Origin of the sequence: Pseudomonas sp. PS02302 (assembly GCF_029959585.1) — a bacterium.
Taxonomy (GTDB): domain Bacteria; phylum Pseudomonadota; class Gammaproteobacteria; order Pseudomonadales; family Pseudomonadaceae; genus Chryseomonas; species Chryseomonas aestiva.
Genome location: NZ_JASCON010000074.1, coordinates 1 through 26,533, shown reverse-complemented (window position 1 = coordinate 26,533; position 26,533 = coordinate 1). Strand labels below are relative to the sequence as shown.

The 26,533-nt window shown below is 65.7% G+C and carries 26 protein-coding genes, 1 pseudogene and 1 riboswitch; of the genes and pseudogenes, 11 read left to right on the top strand and 16 right to left on the bottom strand.

The genetic code is table 11. The annotated features are described in order from the left end of the window. Positions 1-62 precede the first annotated feature (62 nt). The 7 genes and pseudogenes from QMX82_RS26160 to QMX82_RS20335 all read right to left on the bottom strand — a co-directional run bounded on the left by QMX82_RS26160 (position 63) and on the right by QMX82_RS20335 (position 4,743). Entirely contained in the window at positions 63-818 is a 756-nt protein-coding gene (locus QMX82_RS26160; protein ID WP_442969403.1) for a methyl-accepting chemotaxis protein, read from the bottom strand. A 102-nt stretch (positions 819-920) separates the two neighbouring features. Beyond that, a pseudogene (locus tag QMX82_RS26155) lies at positions 921-1,679 on the bottom strand (cache domain-containing protein); the annotation flags it as partial. A 127-nt stretch (positions 1,680-1,806) separates the two neighbouring features. After that, complete coding sequence (locus QMX82_RS20355) at positions 1,807-3,144, bottom strand: ATP-binding protein (protein ID WP_282286970.1); 1,338 nt, start codon at positions 3,142-3,144, stop codon at positions 1,807-1,809. Continuing rightward, complete coding sequence (locus QMX82_RS20350) at positions 3,141-3,806, bottom strand: response regulator transcription factor (protein ID WP_133860635.1); 666 nt, start codon at positions 3,804-3,806, stop codon at positions 3,141-3,143. The genes QMX82_RS20355 and QMX82_RS20350 overlap by 4 nt, the downstream gene beginning before the upstream one ends. Beyond that, complete coding sequence (locus tag QMX82_RS20345; protein ID WP_133860636.1) at positions 3,807-4,082, bottom strand: PepSY domain-containing protein; 276 nt, start codon at positions 4,080-4,082, stop codon at positions 3,807-3,809. A gap of 20 nt (positions 4,083-4,102) precedes the next feature. Further along, positions 4,103-4,411 (bottom strand): PepSY domain-containing protein, encoded by a 309-nt coding sequence (locus QMX82_RS20340; protein ID WP_158896648.1) that lies wholly within the window; start codon positions 4,409-4,411, stop codon positions 4,103-4,105. A 74-nt stretch (positions 4,412-4,485) separates the two neighbouring features. After that, on the bottom strand, positions 4,486-4,743 hold the full coding sequence (locus QMX82_RS20335; RefSeq protein WP_208691329.1) for a DUF3253 domain-containing protein: 258 nt from the start codon (positions 4,741-4,743) through the stop codon (positions 4,486-4,488). Positions 4,744-4,833: 90 nt separating this feature from the next. Between QMX82_RS20335 and QMX82_RS20330 the strand changes: the two genes are divergently transcribed. From QMX82_RS20330 to QMX82_RS20315, 4 genes are all read left to right on the top strand, one after another. Beyond that, positions 4,834-5,931: a DNA topoisomerase IB gene (locus QMX82_RS20330; protein WP_208691330.1), complete on the top strand. Its 1,098-nt coding sequence runs from the start codon at positions 4,834-4,836 to the stop codon at positions 5,929-5,931. A 265-nt stretch (positions 5,932-6,196) separates the two neighbouring features. Then, positions 6,197-6,931 (top strand): zinc ABC transporter ATP-binding protein AztA, encoded by a 735-nt coding sequence (gene aztA, locus QMX82_RS20325; RefSeq protein ID WP_208691331.1) that lies wholly within the window; start codon positions 6,197-6,199, stop codon positions 6,929-6,931. Then, entirely contained in the window at positions 6,928-7,797 is an 870-nt protein-coding gene (locus QMX82_RS20320; protein ID WP_158896644.1) for a metal ABC transporter permease, read from the top strand. Before aztA ends, QMX82_RS20320 begins: the two co-directional genes overlap by 4 nt. Positions 7,798-7,808: 11 nt before the next feature. Then, positions 7,809-8,729 (top strand): metal ABC transporter substrate-binding protein, encoded by a 921-nt coding sequence (locus tag QMX82_RS20315; protein ID WP_208691332.1) that lies wholly within the window; start codon positions 7,809-7,811, stop codon positions 8,727-8,729. Positions 8,730-8,961: 232 nt separating this feature from the next. Here the strand turns inward: QMX82_RS20315 and QMX82_RS20310 are convergent, their stop codons facing one another. The 5 genes from QMX82_RS20310 to QMX82_RS20290 form a co-directional block, all read right to left on the bottom strand. Beyond that, positions 8,962-9,570, bottom strand: a complete 609-nt coding sequence (locus QMX82_RS20310) for a vWA domain-containing protein (RefSeq protein ID WP_208694976.1) — start codon at positions 9,568-9,570, stop codon at positions 8,962-8,964. 56 nt (positions 9,571-9,626) lie between these two features. Beyond that, on the bottom strand, positions 9,627-10,670 hold the full coding sequence (locus tag QMX82_RS20305) for an ATP-binding protein (RefSeq protein ID WP_282286959.1): 1,044 nt from the start codon (positions 10,668-10,670) through the stop codon (positions 9,627-9,629). A 1-nt stretch (position 10,671) separates the two neighbouring features. Next, positions 10,672-14,421, bottom strand: coding sequence for a cobaltochelatase subunit CobN (cobN, locus tag QMX82_RS20300; protein ID WP_208691334.1), 3,750 nt, complete (start codon positions 14,419-14,421; stop codon positions 10,672-10,674). Between the two features lie 6 nt (positions 14,422-14,427). After that, entirely contained in the window at positions 14,428-15,480 is a 1,053-nt protein-coding gene (cobW, locus tag QMX82_RS20295) for a cobalamin biosynthesis protein CobW (RefSeq protein ID WP_208691335.1), read from the bottom strand. 103 nt (positions 15,481-15,583) lie between these two features. After that, positions 15,584-15,766: riboswitch (cobalamin riboswitch) on the bottom strand. Positions 15,767-15,785: 19 nt separating this feature from the next. Further along, positions 15,786-15,932, bottom strand: coding sequence for a hypothetical protein (locus tag QMX82_RS20290; RefSeq protein ID WP_282286955.1), 147 nt, complete (start codon positions 15,930-15,932; stop codon positions 15,786-15,788). Between the two features lie 108 nt (positions 15,933-16,040). On the opposite strand from QMX82_RS20290, the gene QMX82_RS20285 reads away from it, so the two are divergent. Then, the gene (locus tag QMX82_RS20285) at positions 16,041-16,415 is read left to right on the top strand and encodes a cobalamin biosynthesis protein (protein ID WP_208691336.1); all 375 of its coding nucleotides are present in this window, start codon (positions 16,041-16,043) and stop codon (positions 16,413-16,415) included. Here QMX82_RS20285 and QMX82_RS20280 read toward each other — a convergent pair. The 3 genes from QMX82_RS20280 to QMX82_RS20270 all read right to left on the bottom strand — a co-directional run bounded on the left by QMX82_RS20280 (position 16,406) and on the right by QMX82_RS20270 (position 18,743). After that, on the bottom strand, positions 16,406-17,134 hold the full coding sequence (locus tag QMX82_RS20280) for a segregation and condensation protein A (protein WP_208694977.1): 729 nt from the start codon (positions 17,132-17,134) through the stop codon (positions 16,406-16,408). The two genes, QMX82_RS20285 and QMX82_RS20280, sit on opposite strands and share 10 nt — an antisense overlap. 110 nt (positions 17,135-17,244) lie before the next feature. Beyond that, complete coding sequence (locus QMX82_RS20275; RefSeq protein WP_158893925.1) at positions 17,245-17,874, bottom strand: L-threonylcarbamoyladenylate synthase; 630 nt, start codon at positions 17,872-17,874, stop codon at positions 17,245-17,247. Continuing rightward, the gene (locus tag QMX82_RS20270) at positions 17,871-18,743 is read right to left on the bottom strand and encodes a PHP domain-containing protein (RefSeq protein WP_282286951.1); all 873 of its coding nucleotides are present in this window, start codon (positions 18,741-18,743) and stop codon (positions 17,871-17,873) included. The genes QMX82_RS20275 and QMX82_RS20270 overlap by 4 nt, the downstream gene beginning before the upstream one ends. Before the next feature lie 60 nt (positions 18,744-18,803). Here QMX82_RS20270 and QMX82_RS20265 point away from each other — a divergent pair, with 60 nt between their 5' ends. From QMX82_RS20265 to QMX82_RS20250, 4 genes are all read left to right on the top strand, one after another. Beyond that, positions 18,804-19,388, top strand: a complete 585-nt coding sequence (locus QMX82_RS20265; RefSeq protein WP_183629893.1) for a septation protein A — start codon at positions 18,804-18,806, stop codon at positions 19,386-19,388. 4 nt (positions 19,389-19,392) lie between these two features. Next, the gene (locus QMX82_RS20260) at positions 19,393-20,070 is read left to right on the top strand and encodes a response regulator transcription factor (protein WP_208691339.1); all 678 of its coding nucleotides are present in this window, start codon (positions 19,393-19,395) and stop codon (positions 20,068-20,070) included. Positions 20,071-20,181: 111 nt separating this feature from the next. Further along, positions 20,182-20,616, top strand: coding sequence for a Spy/CpxP family protein refolding chaperone (locus QMX82_RS20255; protein ID WP_058791428.1), 435 nt, complete (start codon positions 20,182-20,184; stop codon positions 20,614-20,616). A 215-nt stretch (positions 20,617-20,831) separates the two neighbouring features. After that, complete coding sequence (locus QMX82_RS20250; RefSeq protein WP_282286947.1) at positions 20,832-22,205, top strand: sensor histidine kinase; 1,374 nt, start codon at positions 20,832-20,834, stop codon at positions 22,203-22,205. Here QMX82_RS20250 and QMX82_RS20245 read toward each other — a convergent pair. Continuing rightward, positions 22,180-22,746: a nitroreductase family protein gene (locus QMX82_RS20245; RefSeq protein WP_282286945.1), complete on the bottom strand. Its 567-nt coding sequence runs from the start codon at positions 22,744-22,746 to the stop codon at positions 22,180-22,182. The two genes, QMX82_RS20250 and QMX82_RS20245, sit on opposite strands and share 26 nt — an antisense overlap. Before the next feature lie 200 nt (positions 22,747-22,946). Between QMX82_RS20245 and QMX82_RS20240 the strand changes: the two genes are divergently transcribed. Both QMX82_RS20240 and QMX82_RS20235 read left to right on the top strand, forming a co-directional pair. Continuing rightward, positions 22,947-24,329, top strand: coding sequence for an adenylate/guanylate cyclase domain-containing protein (locus tag QMX82_RS20240; RefSeq protein ID WP_282286943.1), 1,383 nt, complete (start codon positions 22,947-22,949; stop codon positions 24,327-24,329). A gap of 1,014 nt (positions 24,330-25,343) precedes the next feature. Beyond that, a complete protein-coding gene (locus QMX82_RS20235) occupies positions 25,344-26,444 on the top strand; it encodes an amidinotransferase (RefSeq protein WP_282286941.1) in 1,101 nt (366 codons plus the stop codon). Positions 26,445-26,533 lie beyond the last annotated feature (89 nt).

Sequence of the window (26,533 nt, the reverse complement as noted above, 5' to 3'; positions counted from 1 at the left end):
CCCAAAACCCCCCCCCACCCGCCCCCCACGGGGGGGCCCGGGGGGGCCGGCCCCGCCCGGGATCATACGCGAAACTGACGTACCAGGCCGTCCAGGCGCTCACCCAGACCGACCATGCCGGCAGTGTTGCGCGCGCCCTGCTGGGCACCCTGGGCCATGCTGTCGACGGCACTGGCGATGGTGTGGACGCTACGATTGACCTCCTCGGCCACCGCTGTCTGCTCCTCGGCGGCACTGGCGATCTGGCTGTTCATGGCGTTGATGGTGGCGATCAGCTCGCTGATCGCGGCCAGGGCGGTACCGGCCTGCTCGGCCTGGGCCGTGGTGGCCTCGCCCATGCCGCCCGAGCGTTCCATGGCCCCGACCGCGCGGCCGGTGGCCTGTTGCAGGCGATCGATCATGCCCTGGATTTCCTGGGTGCTCTGCTGGGTCCGGCTGGCCAAGGCGCGTACCTCGTCGGCGACCACGGCGAAACCGCGACCGGCCTCGCCCGCCCGGGCCGCTTCGATGGCGGCATTGAGCGCCAGCAGATTGGTCTGCTCGGCAATGGCGCGAATCACGTCGAGCACGCCGACGATGGCGCCCACGTCCTGCTTGAGACCATCCAGGGACACGCTACTCTGGCGTACCTCCTCGACCAATTCGTGAATGCGCGCCACGCTGATGGCAACCGTCTCGCGGGCCAGCCGACCTTTCTCCTCGGTCTGACGGGTAGCTTCGGAGGCCTGCAGGGCACTGCTCGCCACTTCCTGGGCCGCCGCGGACATCTGGTTGATGGCCGTGGCCACCTGATCGGTTTCACTGCGCTGGCGCTGCATGTCGCGATCGGTGCGCTGGGCCTGCTGGGCGACGTCGTCGAGCAGACCGGTGAACTGGTGGGTGATGTCGACGACCTGGGCGATGGTGCCCTGGATGCGATCGACGAAGCGATTGAAGGCGGCGGCGAGTTCACCGATCTCGTCACGCCCGTTGACCGGCAGGCGGCGGGTCAGATCGCCCTCCCCGGCCGCGATGTCGTCGAGATTCTCCCGGATCTGCGCCAGGGGTCTGAGGGTGCGGGCGGCAAACAGCTGCGCGGCGATGCCGATCACCACCAGCAGCACGCCGGCCACGCCGAAGATCAGCCAGAGCTGGTCCTGGGTGCGTTTGGCGACCTGCTGAGCCACGGCGGCGACCTCGGCCTCCACGCCATCCAGATTCACCGCCGAGCCGATCACCAGATCCCATTTGGGCAGGTAGTCGGTGTAGGCGAGCTTGGGCACCAGCACGTCTTTGTTGCCGGGCAGCGACGAACTGTAGCGGCTGAAATGCGAGCCATCCTTGCCGACCCGGACCAGTTCCTGGTTGAGGTAGAGGCCACTGGGATCGCGATTGTCCTTGAAGCTCTTGCCGATACCGGCCGGATCGTTGCCCTTGAACAGGCGGACCACATTGGAATCGTAGCCGAAGATGTAGCCGTCCTTGCCGTAGCTGATGGCCGACAGCAGGCCGATAGCCTCCTTGCGCGCTTCGGTATCGCCCGCGGCGGCCTTGTCGTACAGCGGCTTGACCACGGTCATGGCCGCTTCCACGGTGTTCTGCAGGGCGCTGCGACTCTGGACCATCAGCCGCTCGCGAGCGTCGGCGACGTCCCTGGCGGCCTGCTCGTGCAAGACCCAATAGGACAGTCCACCCAGCACCAGCGTGAACAGGCAGACGGGCAGGACTGCCAGTAAGGTGACTTTGAATTTGAGGCTCACGAGGTTCTCCTTGGTCGCAAGAGCTTGGGCGGTTATCGGCGCCCTGCCCGATAACTTGACCAGGGAGTCACCTGAGTGACGGGGTACGCGCTGGCGCCGGCAGCCGGATCACCACTGCCAGCCCACCCAGCCCGGAGGTCTCGAGAACGAGGGTTCCGCCGCAGCTGTCGACGATGTCCTTGGCAATCCCCAGCCCCAGGCCGTGACCGCTGACCGCCTCATCCAGCCGGGCACCCCGATCGAGGATGGTCTCGCGCTGGGCTTCCGGCACACCGGGTCCGTCGTCCTCGACCTGGATCAGATAGCCCTCTGCACCCTGCGCCACCTCCAGCCGAACCTGCTGATCCGCCCATTTGCCGGCGTTGTCCAGCAGGGTGCCGAACAGTTCCAGCAGGTCTTCCCGGTCCCAGGGCAGCCGCAGCCCCGCGGGCAGCCGGCACTCGAATTGCAAGTGCTCGCCATGCAACCGATTGAGCAGCGTGCAGAGCTCGCGAAGCTCGGCGCCGTCCAGGTGCGCGCCCGGCAGGGCCTCGCCGGCCAGCCGCGCACGGCGCAATTCCCGCTCCAGGCGCTGGCGGATACGGCCCAGTTGTTCGCGCAACACCTCGCGCTGTTCGGGCAAAGCCTGCAATTCGGGACGCTCAGCCAGGCTGGTCAGCACCGCCAGCGGGGTCTTGAGCGCATGACCCAGATTGCCAATGCCATGCCGCGCGCGCTTGAGGCCGTCTTCGGTGTGGCGCAACAGGGCATTCATTTCTCCCACCAACGGTTCGAGTTCGGCCGGCACGCTGGCGTCCAGCGTCGAACGGCGCCCCTGATGCAGCTGGGCGATCTGCTCGCGCACCTGCTCCAGCGGGCGCAGCGCCCGGCGCACGATCAGCCGTTGCAGCAGCAGGACCAGCAGCAGGGTCGCCAGCCCCAGCAGGCCACCGAACGCGAGGATGCGCGTCAGATTGCTCAGCAGGGGGTTGTAGTCGTCGGCGACCGTTACCTGCACCGTCTGGCCGTAGCGCTGGTAATCGGCGCGGTAGGCGAGCAGCCGCTGGCCACTGGGGCCGTCCGCCAGGCTCTCGCTCAGGCCGGTGCCGGATGGCGCTTCCAGTTGGGCGTCCCACAGCGAGCGCGAGCGCCAGCGGATATCCAGCGTCGGGATCTCGATGAGAAAGTAGCGGCCGGACAGCGGGCGGGTATAGAGACTGCCCAGCCGGCCCTCATCCAGTTGCAGGCCATGGGGACCGCGCACCAGGGCGGCGAGCAGGTTCTCCGTCTCACCGCGCAGACCGGTTTCCAGATAACGGCGCAAGGCATGGTCCACCAGCCAGGCTCCCCCCAGCACCAGCACCAAACCGGCCACCAGCAGGATGGCCACCAGCCCGACCCTGAGCCGGGCCTGGATGGATTTCAATCGACACCGCCCAGGCGGTAGCCCTGGCCGCGCCGCGTCTCGATGACCGCGCGCCCCAGCTTGCGCCGCAGATGATTGACGTGGACCTCGATGACATTGGAGTCGCGCTCGCTCTCGCCGTCGTAGAGATGGTCGTTGAGCCGCGTCTTCGACAGGATCTGCCCGGGATGCAGCAGGAAGCAGCGCAGCAGGCGAAATTCCGCCGCACTCAGGGCGATGGTTTCACTGCCACGCACCACGCATTGGCGCGCCTCGTCGAGCGCGAGTCCGGCGGCCTGCAGCAGCGGCTGGTTGGCCACGCCGCGCACCCGCCGCAGCAAGGCGGCGATGCGCAGGCCCAGTTCTTCGGGGTGGAAGGGTTTGGTGAGGTAGTCATCGGCCCCGGCCTTGAGGCCGTCGATGCGCTCCGCCCAGCTGTCGCGAGCGGTCAGGATCAGGACCGGAGTCGCCAGCGCCTTTGCACGCCACTCCCCAAGCACCTCCAGCCCGGGCCGGCCGGGCAGGCCCAGGTCGAGAACGATGAGGTCATAGGGTTCCTGGGCGCCCTGCCAGGCGGCGTCGCGGCCATCGGCCAGCCAGTCGATGGCATAGCCCTGCCGCGTGAGGAACGCCGTGATCTCGTCGGCCAGGGCCACATCGTCTTCCACCAGCAACAGGCGCATCTAGTCGTCAACCTCATCCTTCATGATGGCGCCATCCATCGCGCCGATTTCCAGTTCGCGGACGACATCGCCGACGAGGATCTCGATCTCGTAGCGATACTGGCCGTCCTCCTCTTCCAGTTCGGCTTCCAGCAGCCGCGCCTGGGGATAGCGTTCGTTGACTCGCTGCAGCAGGCTTTCCAGCGGTCGGATCACGCCTTCCTTGCGCAGCTTGAGCGCCTCATCCTGATCCAGGTCACGGGCCTGGATCAGGGGCGAGAGGCTGCCGAGCAGCACCAGCCCGGCGAGCCCGACGGTCAGTCGTCGCGCTGGTCTTTCAGGACTTCGCCAGTGGTGGCGTCGAGTTCCAGATCCCATTTCACACCTTTGGGGTCACGCAGTTCCAGTTGGTAGATGTAGCGGCCGTATTCTTCTTCCAGTTCGGTCTCGTGGGTCGTCGAGCCCGGATGCTTGGCGATGGCGGCCTGGTTGAGCACCTCGAAGCTCTTGATCTTGCCGCTGTCACGCAGCTTGAGGGCTTCGTCGGGGCCGAGATCCCGGGCCTGGGCGACGCCCATGCCGGTAAGCAGGAGGGCGGCAGTCGCGAGGGCGGTAAGCTTTTTCATGGTGATTCTCTCTGGTTGCTGTTTGATCTGGGTCCAGAGTAGCGATCCGCCATTAATCGAAACTTAAACGCCGATTAAGCCAGGCTTAAGCGGATCGGGCCATGCCAAGGTGCTTCGGCATCCAGGGCGTCGCCCTTCTGCGTCACCTGCAGGCGACCTTCGCGCGCCAGTTCACGCGCCATAGCGCGCAGGGGCTCCATCAACGGCCGCCAGTCCGCAGCTAGGTCGCGCGCCACCTCCGACGGACAGAAGGTCGTCCCCGGACGGCGCGCCTCTGCCTTGGCCAGCAAGGCGTTGCGCAATTGTGCGTCGGTCGGCTTGAGCGCTGTCATGAGAACCCGGTCCCTGCTCCTGGAGTCCATCGTTTCGACCAGGAAATTGTCGGTGCAGTCATGACCTCTCGCTCGAAAGTCTCGAAAGTAATGCAACGCCTCGCCCAGACCGACCTGCCCATCCCCGCCGATGAGCGTGATGACACCGGTACCGCCCTTTGCACGCCCTTGCCGCCCGATCTCAACTATGTCGATGACTGCCAGGCGGGCCTGAGCCGACGCAAGCTACGTGGCAAATGGGCTTATTTCGCCCCTGACGGCGAACGCATCCGCGATCAGGCGGAAGTCGAGCGCATCAACAAGCTGGCCATCCCGCCGGCCTATACCGATGTCTGGATCTGCCCGGACGCCAATGGCCATCTGCAGGCCACCGGACGCGACGCCCGCGGCCGCAAGCAGTACCGCTACCACCCGCGCTGGCGCGAGATCCGCGATACCGACAAGTACGAGCGGATGCTGGCGTTCGGGCAGGCCCTGCCCAAGCTGCGGCAGCGGGTGGAAGAGGATCTCGCCCGGCGCGGCCTGTGTCGGGAAAAGGTCATGGCGACGGTCATCAGCCTGCTCGACGCGACCCTGATCCGGGTCGGCAACGCCCAGTACGCCAAGAGCAACAAGTCCTATGGCCTCACCACCCTGCGCAACCGGCATGCCGAGGTCCATGGCAACACCATCGCTTTTCACTTCCGTGGCAAGAGCGGGGTGGAGCATGACATCAAGGTCAGCGATCCGCGGCTGGCGCGAACCGTGAAGAAATGCCTGGAGTTGCCTGGCCAGCACCTCTTCCAGTACGTGGACAGCGATGGCGAGCGCCATACCGTCACCTCGTCCGACGTCAACGCCTACCTGCACGAACTCACGGGCGCCGATTTCACCGCCAAGGACTACCGCACCTGGGCCGGCAGCGCCCTGGCCCTGGAAGCCCTGCGCGAATTGCGCTGCGAAACCCAGACCGACGCCAAGAAAGAGCTGGTGGACATGGTCAAGGCGGTATCCCGCACCCTGGGCAACACCCCGGCGGTCTGCCGCAAGTGCTACATCCATCCGGGCGTGCTGGATGCCTTCCTCGCCGGCGACCTCTGCACCCTGCCCAAACCGCGCAAGCGCAAGGGACTCAAGGAGGAAGAGGTGCTGTTGCTCAATTTCCTGCAACGGCTGGAGCAGCGGATGGCGGAGACCCAGGCGGCCTGACGAGGCGCTGCTACCCTGCCCCTCGCGCGGGGCGGGGAGCATCCTGCGATAGACGCCAGCCCTGCACGCCTGGCGTGATTCGCCAAAGACAGCCAGATGACGCTGCGGCACTTGTTATGTTATAACTTTTGCACGTCATTCAAGGCTCAGTCATGGCATCCCCCCGCGCGTCCCTCCTCCTCCTTTCCGTACCCGTTCGGCTGTTGCTCGCCGCCATCCCGCTGGTCGCGCTCTGGCTGGCTGTGCTCTGGGCGGTCGCCCTGCCATGAGCGCCGCCATCGAACTTCAGGACCTGACCCTGGCCTATCAGCGGCATCCGGCCATCCATCATCTCAGTGGTCGCTTCCGGACGGGCAGTCTGACCGCCATCGTCGGCCCCAATGGAGCGGGCAAGTCCACCCTGCTCAAGGCCATCGCCGGCACCCTGAGACCGGTCAGTGGCCGGGTGGACCGGTCCGTGCCCCAGCGCCGGCTGGGCTATCTGCCGCAAGCCGCGGAGATCGATCGCAGCTTCCCCTTGAGCGTGCTGGAGACCGTGATACTGGGCGCCTGGCGCGGCCTGGGCGCCTGGCGCGGGGTCACCGCCGCCCATCGCGAGGAAGCCTCCCGGGCGTTGCAGGCGGTCGGCCTCGAAGGCCTCGAGGATCGCCTGGTCGGCGCCCTGTCCTCCGGACAATTCCAGCGGGTGCTGTTCGCCCGGCTGCTGTTGCAGGATGCGCCGGTGCTGCTGCTGGACGAGCCCTTCACCGCCATCGATGCCCGTACAACCGCGGACCTGCTGACCATCGTCCGTCGCTGGCATGGCCAGGGCCGCACGGTGATCGCCGTGCTGCACGACCTGGAGCAGGTTCGCCAGCACTTCCCCGAGACCCTGCTGCTGGCCCGGGAAGCCATCGCCTGGGGCGCCACCGAGCAGGTGCTGGTCAGCGAGCATCTGGCTCGCGCTCGCAATCTCGCCGAGCACTGGGACGCCAATGCGGCGGTCTGTGAGCGCGCATGACCCTCTATCAACTGGTTTTCGAACCCTTCGTCGAATTCGGCTTCATGCGCCGCGCCCTGGTGGCCTGCCTGGCCCTGGCGCTGGGCGCCGGTCCGGTGGGCGTCCTGCTGATGCTCAGGCGCATGAGTCTGGTGGGCGATGCCATGAGTCACGCCGTGCTGCCAGGCGCGGCCCTGGGCTTCATGGTTGCCGGCCTGTCGCTGCCGGCCATGGGCATCGGCGGGATGCTGGCCGGACTCCTGGTGGCCGGACTCGCCGGCCTGGTCAGCCGCTTCACCAGCCAGCGCGAGGATGCCAGCTTCGCCAGCTTCTACCTGATCTCCCTGGCCGCCGGGGTGCTGATCGTGTCACTGCACGGCTCCAGTGTGGATCTGCTGCATGTGCTGTTCGGCACCATCCTGGCCATCGACGCCACGGCGCTCTACCTGGTCGCGGGCATCGCCACCCTGTCGCTGGTGATGCTGGCGGTGATCTACCGGCCGCTGGCACTGGAGTGCTTCGATCCCGGCTTCCTGCGCGCGGTGGGCGGGCGCGGCTCGCTCTATCACCTGCTGTTCCTGCTGCTGGTGGTGCTCAACCTGGTGGCTGGCTTCCAGGCGCTGGGCACCCTGATGGCGGTGGGCCTGATGATGCTGCCGGCCACCGCGGCGCGCTTCTGGGCCAACAGCCTGCCCGGACTGATGGCGGTGGCCAGCCTGATCGCCAGCCTCAGCGGCCTGGTCGGCCTGGTGCTGTCCTACCACCTGGGCTGCGCTTCCGGTCCGGCCATCGTCCTGACCGCGGGCGGCTGCTACCTCCTCTCCCTGCTGTTCGGTCGCCTGGGTCTCTACCGGCGGCTGCGCCCTCGCCCTCACCTCACCCACTGAAAGGAGTCACCATGAAATCCCTGTTTTCCCTGGGCGCCGCCCTGCTGCTCGTCGCTGCCGGCCAAGCCCAGGCCGCACCGGTCAAGGCTGTCGCCACCTTTACCGTGATCGCCGACGTGGTCAAACAGGTCGGTGGCGACCAGGTGCAGGTTTCCTCCCTGGTCGGCCCCAATGGCGATCCCCATGCCTATGAACCGACGCCCACCGATGCCCAGGCGCTGAAACAGGCCGATGTGGTGTTCATGAGTGGTCTGCACCTGGAAGGCTGGATGGATCGCCTAATCAAGGCCTCCGGCCAGGCGCGCCCGCCGGTGGTGCTCAGCGAAGGGATCAAGACCCGCGAGCTGGCGGACGACGAGGATGAACACGGCCACGCCGACCACGATCACGACCATGGCGGCATCGATCCCCATGTGTGGAACAACCCGCTCAACGTGGTCGTCTACACCCGCAATGTGGTGAAGGCGCTGTCCGCGGCGGATCCGGCGCAGGCTGCCACCTTCAAGGTCAACAGTGATCGCTACATCGCCGAACTGGAAGCCCTGGATCGCTACGCCCGCGAACAGATCGGTCAGGTCCCCCAGGCGAAGCGCAAGGTGCTGACCTCCCACGATGCCTTTGGCTATTTCGCCGACGCCTATGGCGTGACCTTCATCTCGCCGCTGGGTCTGTCGACCGAGGCCGAAGCCTCCGCCCAGGACGTCGCCAAGCTGATCCGCCAGATCAAGCAGGAGCATGTCGCCACCTACTTCTTCGAGAACTCCAACGATCCGCGCCTGGTGCAGCAGATCGCCAAGGCCAGCGGCGCCCAACCGGGTGGTGAGCTGTACGTCGAGGCGCTATCGCCGGCAGACGGCCCCGCTGCGACCTATGCGGCCATGTTCCGCTACAACGTGGATACCCTGGTCAAGGCCATGAAGGGCGGGCATTGAGGCCCAAGGTCTTCTGGTAGGTTGGCGCTGAGCGCAGCGAAGCCCAACAGCGTGAGGCTCCAGCTCCTCAATGTTGGGCTTCGACGATGGAGCCGTCTCAACCCGACCTACGCCAGAAAGGCCGGTTGGGTTGAGCAGAGCGAAGCCCAACAGCGTGAGGCTCGAGTTCCTCAATGTTGGGCTTCGACGATGGAGCCGTCTCAACCCAACCTACGCCAGATCGGTAGGTTGGCTAGACCACCGGCACCTCTTCCAGGTGCCGGTATTGGGCGCCCAGGCAGCGGGCGAGTTCCTCGGCGCGTCCCAGGCGCAGCGGCCCCAGTTCGATATCCAGCACCTGGACAGGACAGTCCGGCACCGCCAGCGCTTCCAGGTCACGTAAGCGTCCATCAGTGACCAGCAGCAGCTGGCACTCCTCGCCAGGATGCTGCCGCCGACGACTTCGCAGCCATTGCTGAGCTTCCGCCAGGCCTGCCCGCAAGGGCGTTCCGCCTCCCGCTCCCAGCTGCTCCAGCCAGGCCTGCAATGCCTGACCGCTGCGCTGACCCTGGAACGACCATTCCGGTCGCTCCCCTGCCGCCTGCAGGACCGCGACCCTGACGCGTTGGCGATAGGCCTGTTCGAACCAGTCGGCCAGCAGGCCCTTGGCCTGGGCCAGGGCGCCGTGGCGGCGGGTGGACGCGGAGTGATCGACGATCACCAGCCAGAGTTGCGCCGGGCGCTGCCGTCGCGGTTGCCGCAAGAGATCGCCAGCGTGGCGCGGACGCCCCCGGAGCAGCGTCGGCACCCAGGCGATGGCACCTGCCGTGCCCGGCGAACGGGCGCCTTGACGCCCGCCCAGGGCCTTGCCCGTCCCGCTTCGGGCATCACGATCCGGGGCATGAGGTGATCGGACGCCTAGGGCTTTTTTGCCGCGCTCAAGCGGCGTCTGGGGCCCGTCGCGGTGGGCTCCGGCGCCAGGGCACCCCAGCTATCGCCCTCACCTTCCGTAGGCTCGGCCTCACCCTGTCGCTGTTGATCGCCAGGCTCCTGCTCCGGAGTATCAGCAGCTGAATTATCTTCAAGGGGTGGTATTACTGCTGGAGTGTCCGGTAACTCGCGGCGCCGATGGCGCAGGGCGAATTCGGCCACTGCGGCGATATCGGGGTCTTCGATCGCCCGCGCGCCGCGCCAGGCAGCATGGGCGCGCGCTGCGCGCAACCAGACCAGATCGGCGCGCAGGCCATCGACCCCGGCCTGGTGACAGACTGCGGTGATGGCTTCCAGCGCGGCATCGTCCAGCGGGATGTCCGCCAACCGCGCACGGGCCGCGGCGCAGCGCTGCCGCAGCTCCGCCTGGGCTGGTTCCCACTGGGCATTGAAAGCTGGCGGATCGTTGTCGAAGGCCAGGCGGCGGCGCAGGATCTCGGCCCGCTCCCGGGGTGCCGGCCGGCTGTCCAGCGCCAGGGCGAAGCCAAAGCGATCCAGCAACTGCGGACGCAACTCGCCCTCTTCCGGATTCATGGTGCCTACCAGCAGAAAGCGAGCGGCGTGCTCGTGGGAGATGCCGTCGCGCTCCACCCGGTTGACCCCACTGGCCGCCACGTCCAGCAGCAGATCCACCAGGTGATCGGGCAGCAGATTGACCTCGTCCACATAGAGCACGCCGCCATCGGCAGCCGCCAGCACGCCTGGTGCGAAGCGGGCCCGGCCCTCGCCCAGCGCAGCGTCCAGGTCCAGGGTGCCGACGATGCGCTCTTCGCTGGCACCCAACGGCAGGGTCACGAAGGGACCGCCGCCGAGCAGATCGGCCAGGCCCCGGGCCAGGGTCGACTTGGCCATGCCCCGCGGTCCTTCGATCAATACGCCGCCGATACGGGGATCGATGGCGTTGAGACACAGCGCCAGTTTCAGGAACTCGGCGCCGACCACGGCGGCCAGCGGAAAGACAGGGGCGGTCATCTCAGGCTTCATCCATATCCATCAACAGCTGTTCGAGGGCTTCGCGGTAGTCGCCTGGCGCCTGCCAGAGGCCACGTTGCTGGGCTTCCAGCAGGCGCTCGGTCATGTCGCGCAGCGCCTCGGGATTGTGTCTTTCGACGAAGTCGCGGGTATCGGCATCGAGCAGATAGGCATCGGCCAGCTGCCGGTAATGGTGATCCTCGACCAGCTCGGTGGTGGCGCCGAAGCCGAACAGGTAGTCCACGGTGGCGGCCATCTCGAAGGCCCCCTTGTAGCCGTGGCGCTTCATGCCGGCGATCCACTTGGGATTGGCCGCCCGGGAGCGCACGACGCGGCCCAGTTCTTCCTTCAGGGTACGAATCCTGGGGAGATCGGCCTGGGCATGGTCACCGAAGTAGCTGGCACGCCGCTGGCCGCTCAGGGTCTCGGCAGCGGCCAGCATGCCGCCCTGGAACTGGTAATAGTCGTTGGAATCGAGCAGGTCGTGCTCACGGTTGTCCTGGTTCTGCAGTACGGCCTGCAGGCGACCCAGGCGACGCGAAAAGTCGTCACGGGCGGCGGTGCCGTCATCCTCGGCGCCATAGGCATAGCCACCCCAATTGAGATAGGCGGTGGCCAGCTCGCTACGGTCCTGCCACTGGCGCTCTTCCACCGCGCCCTGGACGCCGGCGCCATAGGCGCCGGGCTGGGCGCCGAAGATGCGCCAGCCGGCCTGACGGCGCGCCAGATCGGCCGCGGTACCCGCCGCTTCCAGGGCAGCGCGCTCGCGGCGCACCTGGGCGGCCAGGGGGTTGAGATCGTCCGGCTCGTCCAGCGCGGCGACCGCCTGGACGGCGGCATCGAACAGCCTGACCAGCCCACCGAAGGCATCGCGAAAGAAGCCGGAGATGCGCAGGGTGACATCCACCCGCGGCCGATCCAGCAGCGACAGCGGCAGGATCTCGAAGTCCTCGACCCGGGCACTGCCGATCTGCCATACCGGGCGCACGCCCAGCAGGGCCATCGCCTGGGCGATATCGTCGCCGCCGGTCCTCATGGTCGCCGTGCCCCAGACCGAAAGACCCAATTGGCGCAGATGATCGCCCTCCTCCTGCAGATGGCGCTCCAACAGCAGGTTGGCCGACTGCCAGCCCAGCCGCCAGGCGGTCATACTCGGCAGGTTGCGCACGTCCACGGAAAAGAAGTTGCGCCCGGTGGGCAGCACGTCCAGCCGCCCGCGACTCGGCGCGCCGCTGGGTCCGGCGGGGACGAAACGCCCCTCCAGTGCCCTCAGCAGGCCGCCGATTTCAGCGGGACCGCAGCCGTCCAGGGCCGGCGCGACCTGGCCGACCAGATGCTCCAGCACCAGCCGGGTGGCGGGCAATTCGTCCAGCGCCAACGGCAGCGGCTCGCCATCGACGGTCGCGGCCACCAGGGCCAGGGCCAGGAGCTCCAGTCGCTCGCGGGTATCGCCCAGGGTGCGCCAGGGTTCGCTCGACAGGCCCTCCAGGCACGCCGGACGCGGTCCCTGCCAGGGCGCGCCGAGGTCGGCGGCCAGGGGATCGAATCCCAGCTGCAGGTCCTTGGCCAGCACTCGCAGCAGGCTGGCATTGGCGCCCTGGGCATCGCCCCGGGGAATGCGCAGCAGGGCCACCAGGGTATCGCGACGCAGCTGGCCGGTCGGGGATTCACCGAACACATGCAGGCCGTCGCGGATCTGGGACTCCTTGAGGTCGCAGAGATAGGCGTCCAGCTGCGGCAGCCAGCTGTCCGGATCGTCGGTGATCAGCAGCCCCAGTTCGCGATCCAGGGCGGTTTCACGGACCAGCTGCAGGATCTCGCCGCGCAATTCGGTGGCGCGTCGGAGGTCCAGCAGACTGGCGTCATAGTATTCGTCGGCCAGGCGTTCCAGGTCGCGCAGCGGTCCGTAGCTCTCGGCGCGGGTCAGCGGCGGCATCAGGTGGTCGATGATCACCGCCTGGGTGCGCCGCTTGGCCTGGGCGCCCTCGCCCGGATCGTTGACGATGAAGGGGTAGACGTTGGGCAGCGGTCCGAGGATGGCGTCCGGCCAACACTCCGCCGACAGCCCGACGCCCTTGCCCGGCAACCACTCCAGATTGCCGTGCTTGCCCAGATGCACCACCGCCTGGGCGCCATAGGCCTCGCGCAGCCAGAAATAGAAGGCCAGGTAGCCATGGGGCGGCACCAGCGCAGGATCGTGATAGACCGCCGCCGGATCAACGTCATAGCCACGCGCCGGCTGGATGCCGACGAAGGTCAGACCGAAGCGCACCCCGGCCACCATGAGCCGACCCCGACGGTGCATGGGATCGGCCTCGGGCCCGCCCCAGCGCTCGGTCACCGCCTGCTGCAGACGCTCTGGCAACTGGGCGAACAACGCCTGGTAGTCCTGCAGCGCCAGACTCTGCAGGGCCGGGCGCAGATCGCGCAGGGCGCTGTCGTTGGTCACCCCACCGAGCAGGCGCTCGATCAGGGCGGTCCCGCTTTCAGGCAGATTGGCCACCGGGTAGCCGGCCGACTGCAGCGCCTGCAGCACCTTGAGCGCCGCCGCCGGGGTATCCAGGCCGACGCCGTTGCCGATACGGCCGTCGCGGGTCGGATAGTTGGCCAGGATCAGGGCGATGCGCTTGTCCGCGGCAGGCCGCTGCGCCAGTTCGATCCAGCTGCGCGCCAGCCGCGCGACGAAGGCCATGCGCTCGCCATCGGCCTGGTAGTTGACCACGTCGCTCTGACTGCGCTCGCAGCGCCAGGCCAGGCCCTTGAAACTGATCGGCCGGGTGATGATGCGCCCGTCCAGTTCCGGCAGGGCGATATGCATGGCCAGGTCGCGGGCGCCCAACCCCTGGGGATTCTCTTGCCAGCGTTCGCGATTGTCCTGGGCGCAGATGGCCTGGAGGACCGGCACCGGCCGGCGGAACGGCGTCAGATTCGGTCGTTCCGGACTGGATTGGGCAAAACCTGTGGTATTGAGGATCAGCGCCGTAGCGGTCTCGTCCAGCAGCCGTTCCACCTCTTCCAGGCAGGCCGACTCCTTGAGACTGGCCACGGCGATGGGCAGCGGATTCAGGCCCTGGGCTTCCAGCTGCTGGCAGAAGACATCGACGAAGGCGGTGTTGGCCGACTGCAGGTGGGTGCGGTAGAACAGCAGCGCCACGGCAGGCCAGTCCGGTCGCCAGCGCTGGCGCCAGCCATCCAGGCTCAGGCCTTCAGGGTGATAGACAGCCACCCGCGGCAATTCCCGCGGCGGCTGGTAGTTGTACTGGGCATCCAGGCACTCGCTGGCCAGGCAATGCAGGAAATCCCGCGCATTGCCCAGGCCGCCCTGGCGCAGATAGCGCCACAACCGTTCGGCCAGCTCGGGCGCCACCGTACCCAGGGCCATCAGTTCCGGGTCGGGCCGATCGCAACCGGGCACCGCGATCAGGGTCAGCCCCCGCGCGGCCAGCTCGGCCAGCCGCTCCATGCCATAGCGCCAGTAACCCTGGCCGCCATGCAGGGAGATGAACACCACCCGCGCCTGGCTCAGCACCTCCTCGACATAGAGATCCACCGAGGCGTGGTTCTGCAGCTGCATGGGATTGGCCAGGCGCAGACTGGGATAGCGCTCGTCCAGGCTACGGGTCGCCTCGGCCAGCAGCGCCAGGTGCGAATCGCCGCTGCAGAGCACGACGATCTCGCCCGGTGTCTGCGCCAAATGGGCGATGCCATCGTCTGGGACGAAACCGCCCGGCTGGGTACGCAGCAGATGCATCTGGGGTCAGGCCACCGCGGCGCGCAACTGGGCGGTGATGGCCGCCTGGTCCAGCTCCTGACCGATCAGCACCAGCTGGGTGCTACGGGTCTCGCCGGTCTTCCAGGCACGGTCGAAGTGCTTGTCGAAGCGGGTGCCGACACCCTGCACCAGCAGCCGCAGCGGCTTGCCAGCAATGGCGGCGAAGCCCTTCACCCGCAGGACGCCATGACGCTTGACCACCTCGGTCAGGGCCGCCAGCAGGGTCGCTTCCGCCACTTCGGGCAAGGCGACGCCAAAGGAGTCGAATTCGTCGTGGTCATGGTCTTCATGACCTTCGAGGTCGTGGTGGGTCGGACGGCTGTCGATATGGGCCTCGGACTCGGCCTGCAGGCCCAGCAGCACCGAGAGGGGCAGTACGCCCCGACTGGCTTCCACCACCTTGACCGCCGGCGGCAGCTCTTCGCTCACCTCGGCACGTACGCGAGCCAGGGCCTCGGCGTCCAGGCCGTCGGCCTTGTTGAGGATCACCAGATCGGCACTGGCGAGCTGATCTTCGAACAACTCGTGTAGCGGCGATTCATGGTCGAGGTTGGGGTCCTGCCGACGCTGGGCATCCACCTGCTCCGGATGGGCGGCGAAGGTGCCGGCCGCCACCGCCGGGCTGTCGACCACGGTGATCACCGCATCCACGGTGCAGGCGGTGCGGATCTCCGGCCACTGGAAGGCCTGCACCAGGGGCTTGGGCAGGGCCAGGCCGCTGGTTTCGATGAGGATGTGGTCGATGTCGCCCCGCCGCGCCACCAGCTCCTTCATCACCGGAAAGAATTCTTCCTGGACGGTGCAGCACAGGCAGCCATTGGCCAATTCGAAGACGCGGCCCTGGGCCTCTTCCTCGCTACAGCCGATGCTGCACTGGCGGAGGATCTCGCCGTCGATGCCCAACTCGCCGAATTCGTTGACGATCACCGCGATGCGCCGGCCTGCGGCGTGGTCGAGCATGTGCCGCAGCAGGGTGGTCTTGCCGGAACCGAGGAAGCCGGTAACGATGGTGACGGGAGTCTTGGCCAGGGTTTTCATGGGCTGCCCTTAGAGAAAAAGCGAAAAAAGACGGGCAGGCATGCCGGACGCCCGCATGACGGCGAGGCCCTGGTGGCAGCCCGGATCACCCCGCCCGGTTGCGTGTTCGAAGCGTGACGAGGCAGGTCTCCTGGCTCGCGGCGCCCGGCTCCGGCCTTCCCGCGTGAGCAGTGGCCTGGTGGAGTGGCTGAAGATGCCGCTTACAGTTGCGGGGGCAGCCGCGGTATCGCACCGCGTTCCCTTTCAAGCTCTTGCCGACAAGAGCACCTCGGAACGCGACAGGCTACGAGCGCCCCGCCAGGGTGTCAATCCGCCAGGCTTGACCGGCGGACGAGGCGCGTGGTCTGCTCGAAGCGGTCGCCAAGGGCGAGCCACCGCCTGCCTTCCTCCGCCTCAAGACCTGCCATGATCGCCATCACGCGCGCCTTCGCCACCTTGAGCCAGACCGACACTTCGGCCTGGCACCCCGCCGCCAGCCCGCTCGCCCCTTGCCCGCGGTGCTGTTCTGGCCCCGGACTGGACAGGCACGCTTCGTCGCGCCCCAAGGGCATTCACGGCTGATGGCCCTGGTCCTGGGTCTCGGCTGCCGCCAGGGCTGTTCGCTGGACGAACTCGCCGAGCTGGCGCTCGGGGTCTTGCAGGAAGCCCGGTGCGATCGCACTGCGCTGACCGCACTGGCTACCGTTGCGAGTCGACTCGAGGAACGTGGACTGCGCGCCCTCGCCCAGCGCTGGCAGCTGCCTCTGCACGGCTTCACCGCCGAGCGTCTGGCGCAAGAGCGCGGCATAACTGCCGCCAGCGATCTGGTATTGCAGCACACCGGCAGCCCCAGCGTGGCTGAAGCCGCGGCCCTGGCCGCGGCGGGTGAAGGTGCCCAGCTGCTGGTGGGTAAGCGCAAGAGCGCCGCCGCGACGGCCGCCCTGGCCTATGCCTGAGCGATCCCTTCCCCGTCGGCCTCTCTGACCCGGGCGCGGACATGGATGGGGCTGAAGGGCTCGTTCTGCACCAGTTCCACCAGGGATTCCTTGACCAGCTCGAGAATGGCCATGAAGGTCACCACCACGCCGAGCCGGCCTTCATCCAGGGTGAACAGCGCCACGAAGGGCACGAAGGCACCCTCCTTGAGGCGCTCCAGCACCTGGCTCATGCGCTCGCGGGTGGACAGCACCTCGCGGGTCACCTGGTGGCTCTCGAACAGGTCGGCGCGGCGCAGGACCTCGCCCATGGCCAGCAGCAACTCGCCCAGGTCCACTTCGGGCAACAGCTTGCGCGCCCGTGCATCCGGCGCCGGCAAGGTAGGCACCACGAAGTTGCGGCCTTCGCGCGGCAGGTCATCGAGATCCTCGGCGGCCTTCTTGAAGCGCTCGTATTCCTGCAGGCGGCGGATCAGTTCGGCGCGCGGGTCCTCTTCCTCATTGTCCAGGCCTTCCGCGCGCGGCAGCAGCATGCGCGACTTGATCTCCGCCAGCATCGCCGCCATCAGCAGGTACTCGGCGGCCAGTTCCAGTTGCACCGCCTTCATCAGCTCGACATAGCTCATGTACTGCCGGGTGATCTCGGCGACCGGGATGTCGAGGATATTGATGTTCTGCTTGCGGATCAGATAGAGCAGCAGGTCGAGGGGGCCTTCGAAGGCTTCGAGAAAGACCTCCAGGGCATCCGGCGGGATATAGAGGTCCTGGGGCAGCTCGGTGAAGGCCTCGCCATAGACCAGCGCCAGGCGCAGCTGCTCGGGTTCGAGCAGCTGGGGGTCCAGGGCTTCGCTCATGCTTCGATCATGAAGGGCGTCGGATCCCCGGCACCGACCCGGATCACTTCCGGTTCGTCATCGGCCAGGCTGATCACGGTGGACGGCTGCAAGCCACCCGGACCGCCTTCGATCACCAGGTCGACGAAATGCTCGAGACGCTCGCGGATCTCCCAGGCATCGCCCAGGGCTTCGTCATCCCCCGGCAGGATCAGGCTCACGCTCATCAAGGGCTCGCCCAGGGCCTCCAGCAGCGCCAGGGTGATGGGATGCTGGGGCACCCGTACGCCGATGGTGCGCCGCTTGGGATGCAGCAGCATGCGCGGCACTTCGCGGGTGGCATTGAGGATGAAGGTGTAGGGCCCGGGGGTATAGGCCTTTAGCAGGCGGAAGGCACTGGTATCCACCTTGGCATAGATGCCCAGCTCGGAAAGATCGCAGCACACCAGGGTGAAGTTGTGCTTGTCGTCGAGCTGGCGGATGCGGCGGATCCGCTCCACCGCGCTCTTCTCGCCGATACGGCAGCCCAGCGCATAGGACGAATCGGTGGGATAGGCGATGACACCGCCGGACCGGATGATTTCCACGGCCTGACGAATCAGCCGCGGCTGGGGATTCTGCGGATGAATTTCGATGAACTGGCTCATTGGGGTTCCCGAATCTGAGGGTATAGCGGTTGACTGAAGCGCGCCCACAGGGGCGGCAGATCTTCGGGCAACGGACGATACATACCCAGCTCCGACCACTCGGCCGGCGCATGGAAATCGCTGCCCGCACTGACCATCAGACCAAATTCCCGCGCCAGAATTGCCAGGGTGCCGACCTGCTCCGCCGGCTGCACGCCGTTGACCACCTCGATGGCATGGCCGCCGCCGCTGACGAATTCGCCGATCAGCTTGCGCAACTTGGTGCGGGTGAAGCCATAGGCCAGCGGATGTGCCAGGCTGATCCAGGCCTTGGCGCCCTTGAGCGTCGCCAGGGTCTCGGCCAGGGTCGGCCAATGCTGCTTGACGTCGCCGAGCTTGCCGCCGCCGAGCCACTTGCGAAAGGCATCGCCGCGGTCCGCGACATGGCCGGCCTGCACCAGGTATTCGGCAAAATGCGGCCGGGCCGGTGCATTGCGACTGTCGCCCAGGGCCAGTTGCACCGCGCGAGCCCCTTCCAGGGTGCCGGGCATGCCCTTGGCCGCCAGCCGCCGGTCGATTTCCCGGGCGCGCTCCCAGCGACCTTCGTGCAGGGTTTCCAGGGCGGCATTCAGCTCCGGCGCCTCAGGGGCGAAGTTGTAGCCGAGCACATGCAGCGTGGCGCCGCCCCAGGTACAGGACATTTCGATGCCGGGGAGCAGGCGCAGACCCAGGCCGTCCGCAGCTTCCAGGGCTTCGGCGTAGCCGTCCAGGGTGTCGTGATCGGTGATGGCCAGCAGCTGCACCCCGCGCTCGTGGGCTCGTCTGACCACCTCGGCGGGCGCGAAGGCGCCGTCCGATGCGGTGGTATGACAGTGCAGGTCGATACGCATGGCTTTCTCCTCCGGCTTCATCAGGTATTATGCCGCGATGCACTGCTATCGGCTGCGTTAATGAAACAATTCATCGATTTCATCCCCCTGCTCCTGTTCTTCCTGGTCTACAAGCTCGATCCGCGTCCGCTGGAATTCGCCGGGCATGCCTTTACCCTGGGCGGCATCTTCAGTGCCACCGCGGTCCTGATCATCGCGTCCCTGGTGGTCTATGGCGCGATCTTCGCGACCCAGCGCCGGCTGGAAAAGAGCCAGTGGCTGACACTGATCGCCTGCCTGGTGTTTGGCGGCATGACCCTGGCCTTCCATAGCGAGACCTTCCTGAAATGGAAGGCACCGGTGGTGAACTGGCTCTTCGCCGTAGCCTTTCTGGGCAGCCAGTTCATCGGCGACAAGCCGTTGATTCAGCGCATGCTGGGCCATGCGGTACGCCTGCCGGCGCCGATCTGGACGCGCCTGAACATCGCCTGGATCATCTTCTTCATCGTCTGCGGTTGCGCGAATCTCTATGTGGCCTTCACCTACGAAAGCTTCTGGGTCGACTTCAAGGTCTTCGGCAGTCTGGCGATGACCCTGGTGTTCATGCTCGGCCAGGGCCTCTATCTGGCGCGCCATCTGCAACCCATGGATGAACCGCGAGACTGATCCCATGAGCCAGATACTGCTGATCGATGACGACCAGGAGCTGTGCGAGCTGCTTGGCGCCTGGCTGAAACAGGAAGGCTTCGAAGTCACCGCCTGCCATGCCGGCAGCGATGCCCGCATCCAGCTGCGCGAGGCCACGCCGGACGTGGTGGTACTGGACGTGATGCTGCCGGACGGCAGTGGTCTGGAGCTGCTCAAGCAGTTGCGCAGCGATCATCCGCAGTTGCCCGTGCTGATGCTGTCGGGACGTGGCGAGCCGCTGGACCGCATCCTTGGCCTGGAACTGGGCGCCGACGACTATCTGGCCAAACCCTGCGATCCGCGCGAGCTCACCGCACGGTTGAGAGCCATCCTCAGGCGCAGCCATCCGGCCCAACCCGCGGCCCGCCTGCAGCTGGGCGATCTGTCGCTGAGTCTGGCACGGGGCGTCGCCAACATCGGCGAAACCGAGATCACCCTGACCCTTACCGAGAGTCGCATCCTCGAAGCCCTGCTGCGCCAGCCGGGCGAACCCCTGGAAAAGCAGGCGCTGGCCCAGGCAGCCCTCGGACGCAAGCTGACGCTCTACGATCGCAGTCTGGACATGCACGTCAGCAATCTGCGCCGCAAGCTCGGCAGCCATGCCGACGGGCGCCCGCGCATCCTCGCTCTGCGCGGCCGCGGCTACTACTACAGCGTCTAGCCCTCCGCGCAGCCTTTACCCCCTCTTTACGCCCGCTGACCGCCACTGACTCCCCTGCTCCTAGACTGGGCTCATCCGGTATTGCACCGGTCATCCCAAGGAGATTTCCCGATGCGCAAACTCATGCCCGCCGTGCTGTTCGCTGCCCTGCTGCCGACCCTGACCCTGGCCGCGACCCAGGACAGCACCGACATCACCCCGCCGCCCCACGGCAAGCTGATGGACGGTGGCCCGCGTGGCGATGGCCCCCTGCGCGGTCTCAAGCTGACGCCCGAGCAACGCGAGCAGGTCGGCAAGCTGATGGGCGAGGAACGCCAGCAGCAGCGCGAGATCGTCAAAAGCTACCTCGACAAGCTGCCCGAGGATCAGCGCAAGGCCCTGCACGATCAGCTGGATGGCAATCGCGACAAGACCCGTCAGTCCATTCGCGCCCTGCTCAAGCCCGATCAGCAGAAGCGCTTCGACGAAATGGAAAAGAAGCGCGAGGATCGCGCCAAGGAGTGGGCGGAATTCCAGCAGTGGAAGCAGGACCACAAGTCCTCGTAATCCCCGATCGCTGCGCCGACGGTCCTCGGCGCAGCGTCTGACCGAAAAACTGCCCAACGTCTCGCGAGCGAGAAACAAACCAGGCCCGAAAATAACCGAGGAAGCCGCGTGTAAGAGTGGCAAATGAGCTTTCGGACGGGGCTGGCCTTCCAGGGCATTTTCAACGCCGTTTGGCCGACGCACAGCAGACGTTGAGCAGCTTCTAAGGCGACCGCATGGTTTTTCGTTCCCTCTTCTGGCGCATCTTCGCCACCTTCTGGCTGGCCATCCTTTCCGCGGTGGGCCTGACCATGCTGCTCGGCCACCTGGCCGACCAGGATTCCTGGATCCTCGCGCAGCACCCCGGCTTGCGCGATCTTCCCGAACAATGGGTGCAACGCTATGAAAACGACGGTCCCGACGCCGCCCAGGGCTTGCTCGAACAGCGCAAGGGCCGCTACGGCATCGATGTGCTGGTGCTGGGCGAGAACGGCTCGCCCCTGGTGCGCGGCACCTTGCCACCGCGCATCTTCGACCAGGATCTCGACCAGCCCCAGCGGCAGCAACGTCCCGGCCCCGGCGCCCGCGATCCCAACCGGCCGCTGCCCTGGCGACGCCTGACCGACGAATACACCAGTCCGAGCGGCCAGAACTACCTGTTCATCTACCACCTGCCGACGCCCGAGCTGGGTGCCTGGCGCCGGCAGAGCCTGTTCTGGCCGGTCGGCATGCTGGCCATCGCCACCGTGGTGCTGACCCTGTTCAGCCTGCTGCTGACCCTGAGTCTGACCCGACCGCTCAATCATCTGCGCCGCGCCGTCCACGACCTCGGCCAGACTGCTTATCAGCAGGACACCCTGGCCCGCCTCGCCCGGCGCAAGGACGAACTGGGCGTGCTGGCCGAGGACTTCAATCGCATGGGCGCCCACCTGCAGCGCCTGATCGACAGCCAGCGCCAGCTGCTGCGCGACGTGTCCCACGAATTGCGTTCACCGCTGGCGCGGCTGCGCATCGCCCTGGCGCTGGCCGAACGCTCCGATCCCCGTGACCTGGGCAACATGTGGCCGCGGCTGACCCTGGAATGCGATCGCCTGGAAACCCTGATCGGCGAGATCCTCGCCCTCGCCCGCCAGGAAGCCGACCCGGGTCCACCCGAGCAACTGGAATTGCATCCGCTGGTGGAAGGCCTGGTGGAGGATGCCCAGCTCAGCGCGCCCCAGCAGCGCGTGGAACTTGACGTGCCCACCTCCCTGCGGCTGGATGGCTGGCCGGAAGTGCTGGAACGCGCGCTGGACAATCTGTTGCGCAATGCGCTGCGCTTCAATCCACCCGCGCAGCCCATTGTCATTTCGGCGATGGCAGCGAAGGGCGAGGTCCGCATACAGGTGCGCGACTACGGCCCGGGGGTCAAGACAGCCGACCTGCCGCGCCTGGGTGAGCCCTTCTTCCGCTCGGATCAACAGCACGCCACTGGCTACGGCCTCGGCCTGGCCATCGCCCGGCGCGCCATCGAGCGCCATGGAGGCGAGCTGCAGCTGAGCAATCACCCGGACGGCGGCTTTCTCGCCACCGTCATCCTGCCGCTCAGGCCGGTCCTGGCCAATGGCTGACCTGCGCGCTCAGATCACGCGGCGCCGGGACGCGCGGCGCCACCTCCGGCGTGCCCAGGTAGATGTAGCCCACCAGCTGTTCGTTTTCGGCCAACCCGAGCCCCTGCAGCACCCAGGGGTCGTAGCTGAAGTCACCGGAGCGCCAGACCGCCCCCAGTCCCAGGGCGAAGGCCGCGTTGACCAGGCCGTGGGCAACGCAGCCAGCGGTAATGATCTGCTCCTGGACGGGCACCTTGGGGTGCTCCTGCAGGGTGGCAACGACGGCGATCACCAGGGGCGCTCGCAGCGGCATGCGCCGAGCCTTGTCCAGGGCCGCCGCATCCGCGTCGGGCTCGCGGCGGCGCAGGGCGTCGGCATAGAGCTCGCCGAGCGCGGTGCGGCCCTCGCCGGCCACCAGGATCAGCCGCCAGGGGCGCAGCAGCTTGTGGTCCGGCGCCCGGTCCGCGGCGCGCAGCAGGATTTCGAGTTGCTCGGTGGTCGGACCTGGCTCGGTCAGGCGACCGACCGAGGCGCGATTGCAAAGGGCTGCGAGGGCATCCATAGCGTCTCTCCTGTAAAGATGCCGCAGTGTAACCCAGGGATGACTGCCGAATTTGGCTGTCACAGCAGCGGAATGGCCGACAATCTTGGCCGCTACCGGGGCGGTCGGCTAAGATCGCCAATGCAAGAAAACCCGGCCGCTTTCATCGTCGCGAACGGAGTTATCCCGACCTCTCGCCTTTTTCGAAACGGACCCGACAGATGAAGTTTGCGCTCAACCGGTTCCTCGCAGCGTCCGGTGACAGCCTGGGCGTCTACTACGCCCGGGTATTCGCCTATCTGATTGCCGCCGCCAGCGTCACTGCGGGTTACTACGTCCAGGCCGAAGCCGTGGGCCTCTGGCTGATCCCCTACGCCCTGCTCTATCCGCACGTGGCCCAGACCCTGAGCATCAAGCTCCGGCGCGACCGGGGTTCCCAGACCGATATCCTGCTCGCCGCCATAGACGCCATTCATGTCGGCATGGCCGCGGTGGTGTTGCGCTTCCCGCTGATGCCCACCCTGATGCTGCTGTTCATGCTCGGCTACACCAGCATGTTGCGCGGCGGTCCGCGCCTGCTCGGTCTCTGCCTGCTGTTCGCCACCAGTGCCGCGGCGCTGGGCAGTGCCACCTTCTTTCAGGGTGTCGACCTCACCAGCCCCCTGCTGGTGGCGGTCACCAGCGTGGTGGGCACCATGCTGCACCTCTGGGGCACCGGCTACTTCCTGCACCGGCAGCGCAAGCGCCTGATCCAGATCAACGACGACCTCAAGCGCGAGCAGGAAAAGTCGGCGATCCTGGCGCACAACCTGGCCAAGTACCTCTCGCCGCAGGTCTGGGAATCCATCTTCACCGGCAAGCAGCACATCGCCCTGGGCACCCAGCGCAAGAAGCTCACGGTGTTCTTCTCCGATATCAAGGGCTTCACCGAGCTGTCCGAAGAACTCGAAGCCGAAGCCCTTACCGACATGCTCAACAACTACCTCAACGAGATGTCGAAGATCGCCGTCAAGTACGGTGGCACCATCGACAAGTTCGTCGGTGACTGCGTGATGGTGTTCTTCGGCGATGCCAACAGCCAGGGCGCCAAGAAGGACGCCGTGGCCGCGGTCTCCATGGCCATCGCCATGCGCAAGCACATGAAGGTCCTGCGCCAGCAGTGGCGCAGCCAGGGCATCAACAAGCCCCTGGAGATCCGCATGGGGCTGAACACCGGTTACTGCACGGTCGGCAACTTCGGCTCCAGCACGCGCATGGACTACACCATCATCGGTCGCGAAGTGAACCTGGCCAGCCGCCTGGAAAACGCCGCCGACGCTGGCGAGATCCTGATCAGCCACGAGACCTATTCGCTGGTCAAGGAAACCATCATGTGCCGCGACAAGAGCTGGATTACCGTCAAGGGCTTCAGCAAGCCGGTGCAGATCTACCAGGTAGTGGACTTCCGCCGCGACCTGGGCGCCTCCCCCAGCTACGTCGAGCACGAATTGCCGGGCTTCTCCATGTACCTGGACACCAACAACATCCAGAACTACGACAAGGACCGGGTCATTCAGGCGCTGCAACTGGCTGCGGAAAAGCTGAAGGACAAGGTGATCCTTTAACGCGACCGCAGACCCTGCGGCCGCATCCAGACGCACCTCGGCACCCTTGGCCGTGCGCAACCAGACCGCTTAGCGCAAGCGGCATTCGGACTGGCGCCTAACCGGGCACTGATGTATCGCTGAGAGGCCGGAAGCGCAGCGGGCCAGTCCTCCCCTGGCAATACTCATTGCCGTCCACCCGATCACGTGTTGGCCCAGTAAACCAACAACCGCGTGGCTGAAGCGAATTCTTTGTTTCGGCCTAGCTGCAAGGGCCCAGGCCAACGTTGGACGGCGCGCACTCATGATCTTTCGATACCCACGCTGCCCTGTCCCTTCCAGGAGCACGCGAAGCCGAAGACTTACCTACGACTCCAGGACGGGCAACGCCAGTGATGGAGCCATCTTCCCTTGTGCTGCTGGCGAGCTGGCCTATCCCGATTTTCTGAAAGGTAGTCGGGCGACGATCAGCCTTGGCCAGCGAATCTACGCGTCGCAAAGTACCGATGCGGGTCAGGTGCAGCCCAACCTCCTGGGCAGCGTTCACGGTGAGCCTTCAATAGCGCCCTGAAGCTCCTCCGCGCATCGTTGAATCGCCCAGAGCGATTTCAATAAGCCATGAACATGCCCGCTATCTCCCCCATGACATGCCTGCCGCATGATCTTCAAAGAAGTACTACCAGCATATTAATTTTCGCCCCGCTTATTACATGTACGCCAACACCTATCGTGCAGACCAATGCATCTCCTTTTTATCAAATAGCCTGACCGGATCAAGCCACCAACCACAGTCCCTCTAGAAAAACACAACAGCAGCCAGGAAGATGCCCTATAAATCATCACCCCAACAATAAGCATCAATTAAGCAGAAGGCACACGCACTCACCCGCACTTTTAGCCCCAACACTCGGCCAACATATAGGAATACCGTTATCTTATAATCCGACAATATATATTTACTTAACCGCCGCTCTTGCCACCCAGTATTTTTTCGCCAAACATACACTCTTCACTTACTGCCGGAGGCCATTGGCCATGGAATTCCAAACAGAAGAGTCGTCATCTTTTTCCAACCTGGAAAGCCCTGTAGAAGTCTATACAGAGTGGGACCCCCTGGAAGAAGTCATAGTTGGAATAATGGATGATATTCGCGTACCTGAATGGGATACCGGCCTGAAAGCCATCATCCCCAGGGAATCGAGCGACTTTTTCCAGACCTACTCAGGACGGCGTTTTCCAGAAGAGCTGGTCAGCAAAGCCAGGCAGGAAGTCAATACGCTGGCCAGGATCCTGGAAGCCGAGGGCATAAGAGTAAAACGGCCAAACGAGTCCAATCACCATCAGCCCATAGTGACTCCCCATTTCACGACAGGTGGCACCTTCTACTCCGCCATGCCAAGGGACTGCCTCTTTGCGATCGGCAAGAAGATCATTGAAGTACCCATGGCCTGGCGCAGCCGTTACTTCGAGACCTTCGCTTTTCGTGACATCCTGAACGATTACTTCAGTAGAGGTGCCGACTGGATCTCAGCGCCCAAGCCGATGCTGAAAGACGACATTTGGAAAAAGGATTATGACTTCGATCAGGAGATTCCATTCAATTCCATAATCACTGAAGCGGAACCACTGTTTGACGCTGCCGATTTCATGAAAATAGGCCGCGACATCATAGGGCAGCGTAGCCATGTAACCAACGACAAAGGAATCGAATGGCTGCGCAGAACCCTGGGTCCGGACTATCGCATCCACATCTATGAGTTTGAAGAGCCGGGACCCATGCATATCGACACAACGATATTGCCACTGGCACCAGGTCGTGTACTTGTCAACAGAGGCTGGGTGCCGCAGATCCCTGACATCTTCAAAGACTGGGAAATTTTAAATCCTCCGCCATCCAACCTGCCAGATGACCATCCGCTTTACATCACCTCCAAGTGGATTCACATCAATGTACTGATGTTGGACGAAAGAACTGTCGTCGTTGAACGGGACGAGGAGGCATTGATCAGTGCCTTTCGCAAGTGGGGATTCAAGACCGTCCTCTGTCCGTTAAAACACTTCCAAACCTTTGGAGGCTCTTTTCACTGCGCGACGCTGGATGTCAAACGTCGCGGGAGCCTGAAAAGTTATATCTGATGACGGTCGACGCACTGTTTGCAGCAAAGGGATGCTCTTAGCGCGCCGGGGCGGCGGCCCCGCGCCCGCCACCGCCCCCACCCCCCCGG

Excerpts from the sequence above, each read along its gene's own strand:
- QMX82_RS26160 (WP_442969403.1), bottom strand. The coding sequence starts at position 818 with ATGCAGCGCCAGCGCAGTGAAACCGATCAGGTGGCCACGGCCATCAAC.
- QMX82_RS20350 (WP_133860635.1), bottom strand. The coding sequence starts at position 3,806 with ATGCGCCTGTTGCTGGTGGAAGACGATGTGGCCCTGGCCGACGAGATC.
- QMX82_RS20340 (WP_158896648.1), bottom strand. The coding sequence starts at position 4,411 with ATGAAAAAGCTTACCGCCCTCGCGACTGCCGCCCTCCTGCTTACCGGC.
- QMX82_RS20335 (WP_208691329.1), bottom strand. The coding sequence starts at position 4,743 with ATGACAGCGCTCAAGCCGACCGACGCACAATTGCGCAACGCCTTGCTG.
- QMX82_RS20330 (WP_208691330.1), top strand. The coding sequence starts at position 4,834 with ATGCAACGCCTCGCCCAGACCGACCTGCCCATCCCCGCCGATGAGCGT.
- aztA (WP_208691331.1), top strand. The coding sequence starts at position 6,197 with ATGAGCGCCGCCATCGAACTTCAGGACCTGACCCTGGCCTATCAGCGG.
- QMX82_RS20320 (WP_158896644.1), top strand. The coding sequence starts at position 6,928 with ATGACCCTCTATCAACTGGTTTTCGAACCCTTCGTCGAATTCGGCTTC.
- QMX82_RS20315 (WP_208691332.1), top strand. The coding sequence starts at position 7,809 with ATGAAATCCCTGTTTTCCCTGGGCGCCGCCCTGCTGCTCGTCGCTGCC.
- QMX82_RS20305 (WP_282286959.1), bottom strand. The coding sequence starts at position 10,670 with ATGACCGCCCCTGTCTTTCCGCTGGCCGCCGTGGTCGGCGCCGAGTTC.
- cobN (WP_208691334.1), bottom strand. The coding sequence starts at position 14,421 with ATGCATCTGCTGCGTACCCAGCCGGGCGGTTTCGTCCCAGACGATGGC.
- cobW (WP_208691335.1), bottom strand. The coding sequence starts at position 15,480 with ATGAAAACCCTGGCCAAGACTCCCGTCACCATCGTTACCGGCTTCCTC.
- QMX82_RS20285 (WP_208691336.1), top strand. The coding sequence starts at position 16,041 with ATGGCCCTGGTCCTGGGTCTCGGCTGCCGCCAGGGCTGTTCGCTGGAC.
- QMX82_RS20275 (WP_158893925.1), bottom strand. The coding sequence starts at position 17,874 with ATGAGCCAGTTCATCGAAATTCATCCGCAGAATCCCCAGCCGCGGCTG.
- QMX82_RS20270 (WP_282286951.1), bottom strand. The coding sequence starts at position 18,743 with ATGCGTATCGACCTGCACTGTCATACCACCGCATCGGACGGCGCCTTC.
- QMX82_RS20265 (WP_183629893.1), top strand. The coding sequence starts at position 18,804 with ATGAAACAATTCATCGATTTCATCCCCCTGCTCCTGTTCTTCCTGGTC.
- QMX82_RS20260 (WP_208691339.1), top strand. The coding sequence starts at position 19,393 with ATGAGCCAGATACTGCTGATCGATGACGACCAGGAGCTGTGCGAGCTG.
- QMX82_RS20255 (WP_058791428.1), top strand. The coding sequence starts at position 20,182 with ATGCGCAAACTCATGCCCGCCGTGCTGTTCGCTGCCCTGCTGCCGACC.
- QMX82_RS20250 (WP_282286947.1), top strand. The coding sequence starts at position 20,832 with ATGGTTTTTCGTTCCCTCTTCTGGCGCATCTTCGCCACCTTCTGGCTG.
- QMX82_RS20245 (WP_282286945.1), bottom strand. The coding sequence starts at position 22,746 with ATGGATGCCCTCGCAGCCCTTTGCAATCGCGCCTCGGTCGGTCGCCTG.
- QMX82_RS20240 (WP_282286943.1), top strand. The coding sequence starts at position 22,947 with ATGAAGTTTGCGCTCAACCGGTTCCTCGCAGCGTCCGGTGACAGCCTG.
- QMX82_RS20235 (WP_282286941.1), top strand. The coding sequence starts at position 25,344 with ATGGAATTCCAAACAGAAGAGTCGTCATCTTTTTCCAACCTGGAAAGC.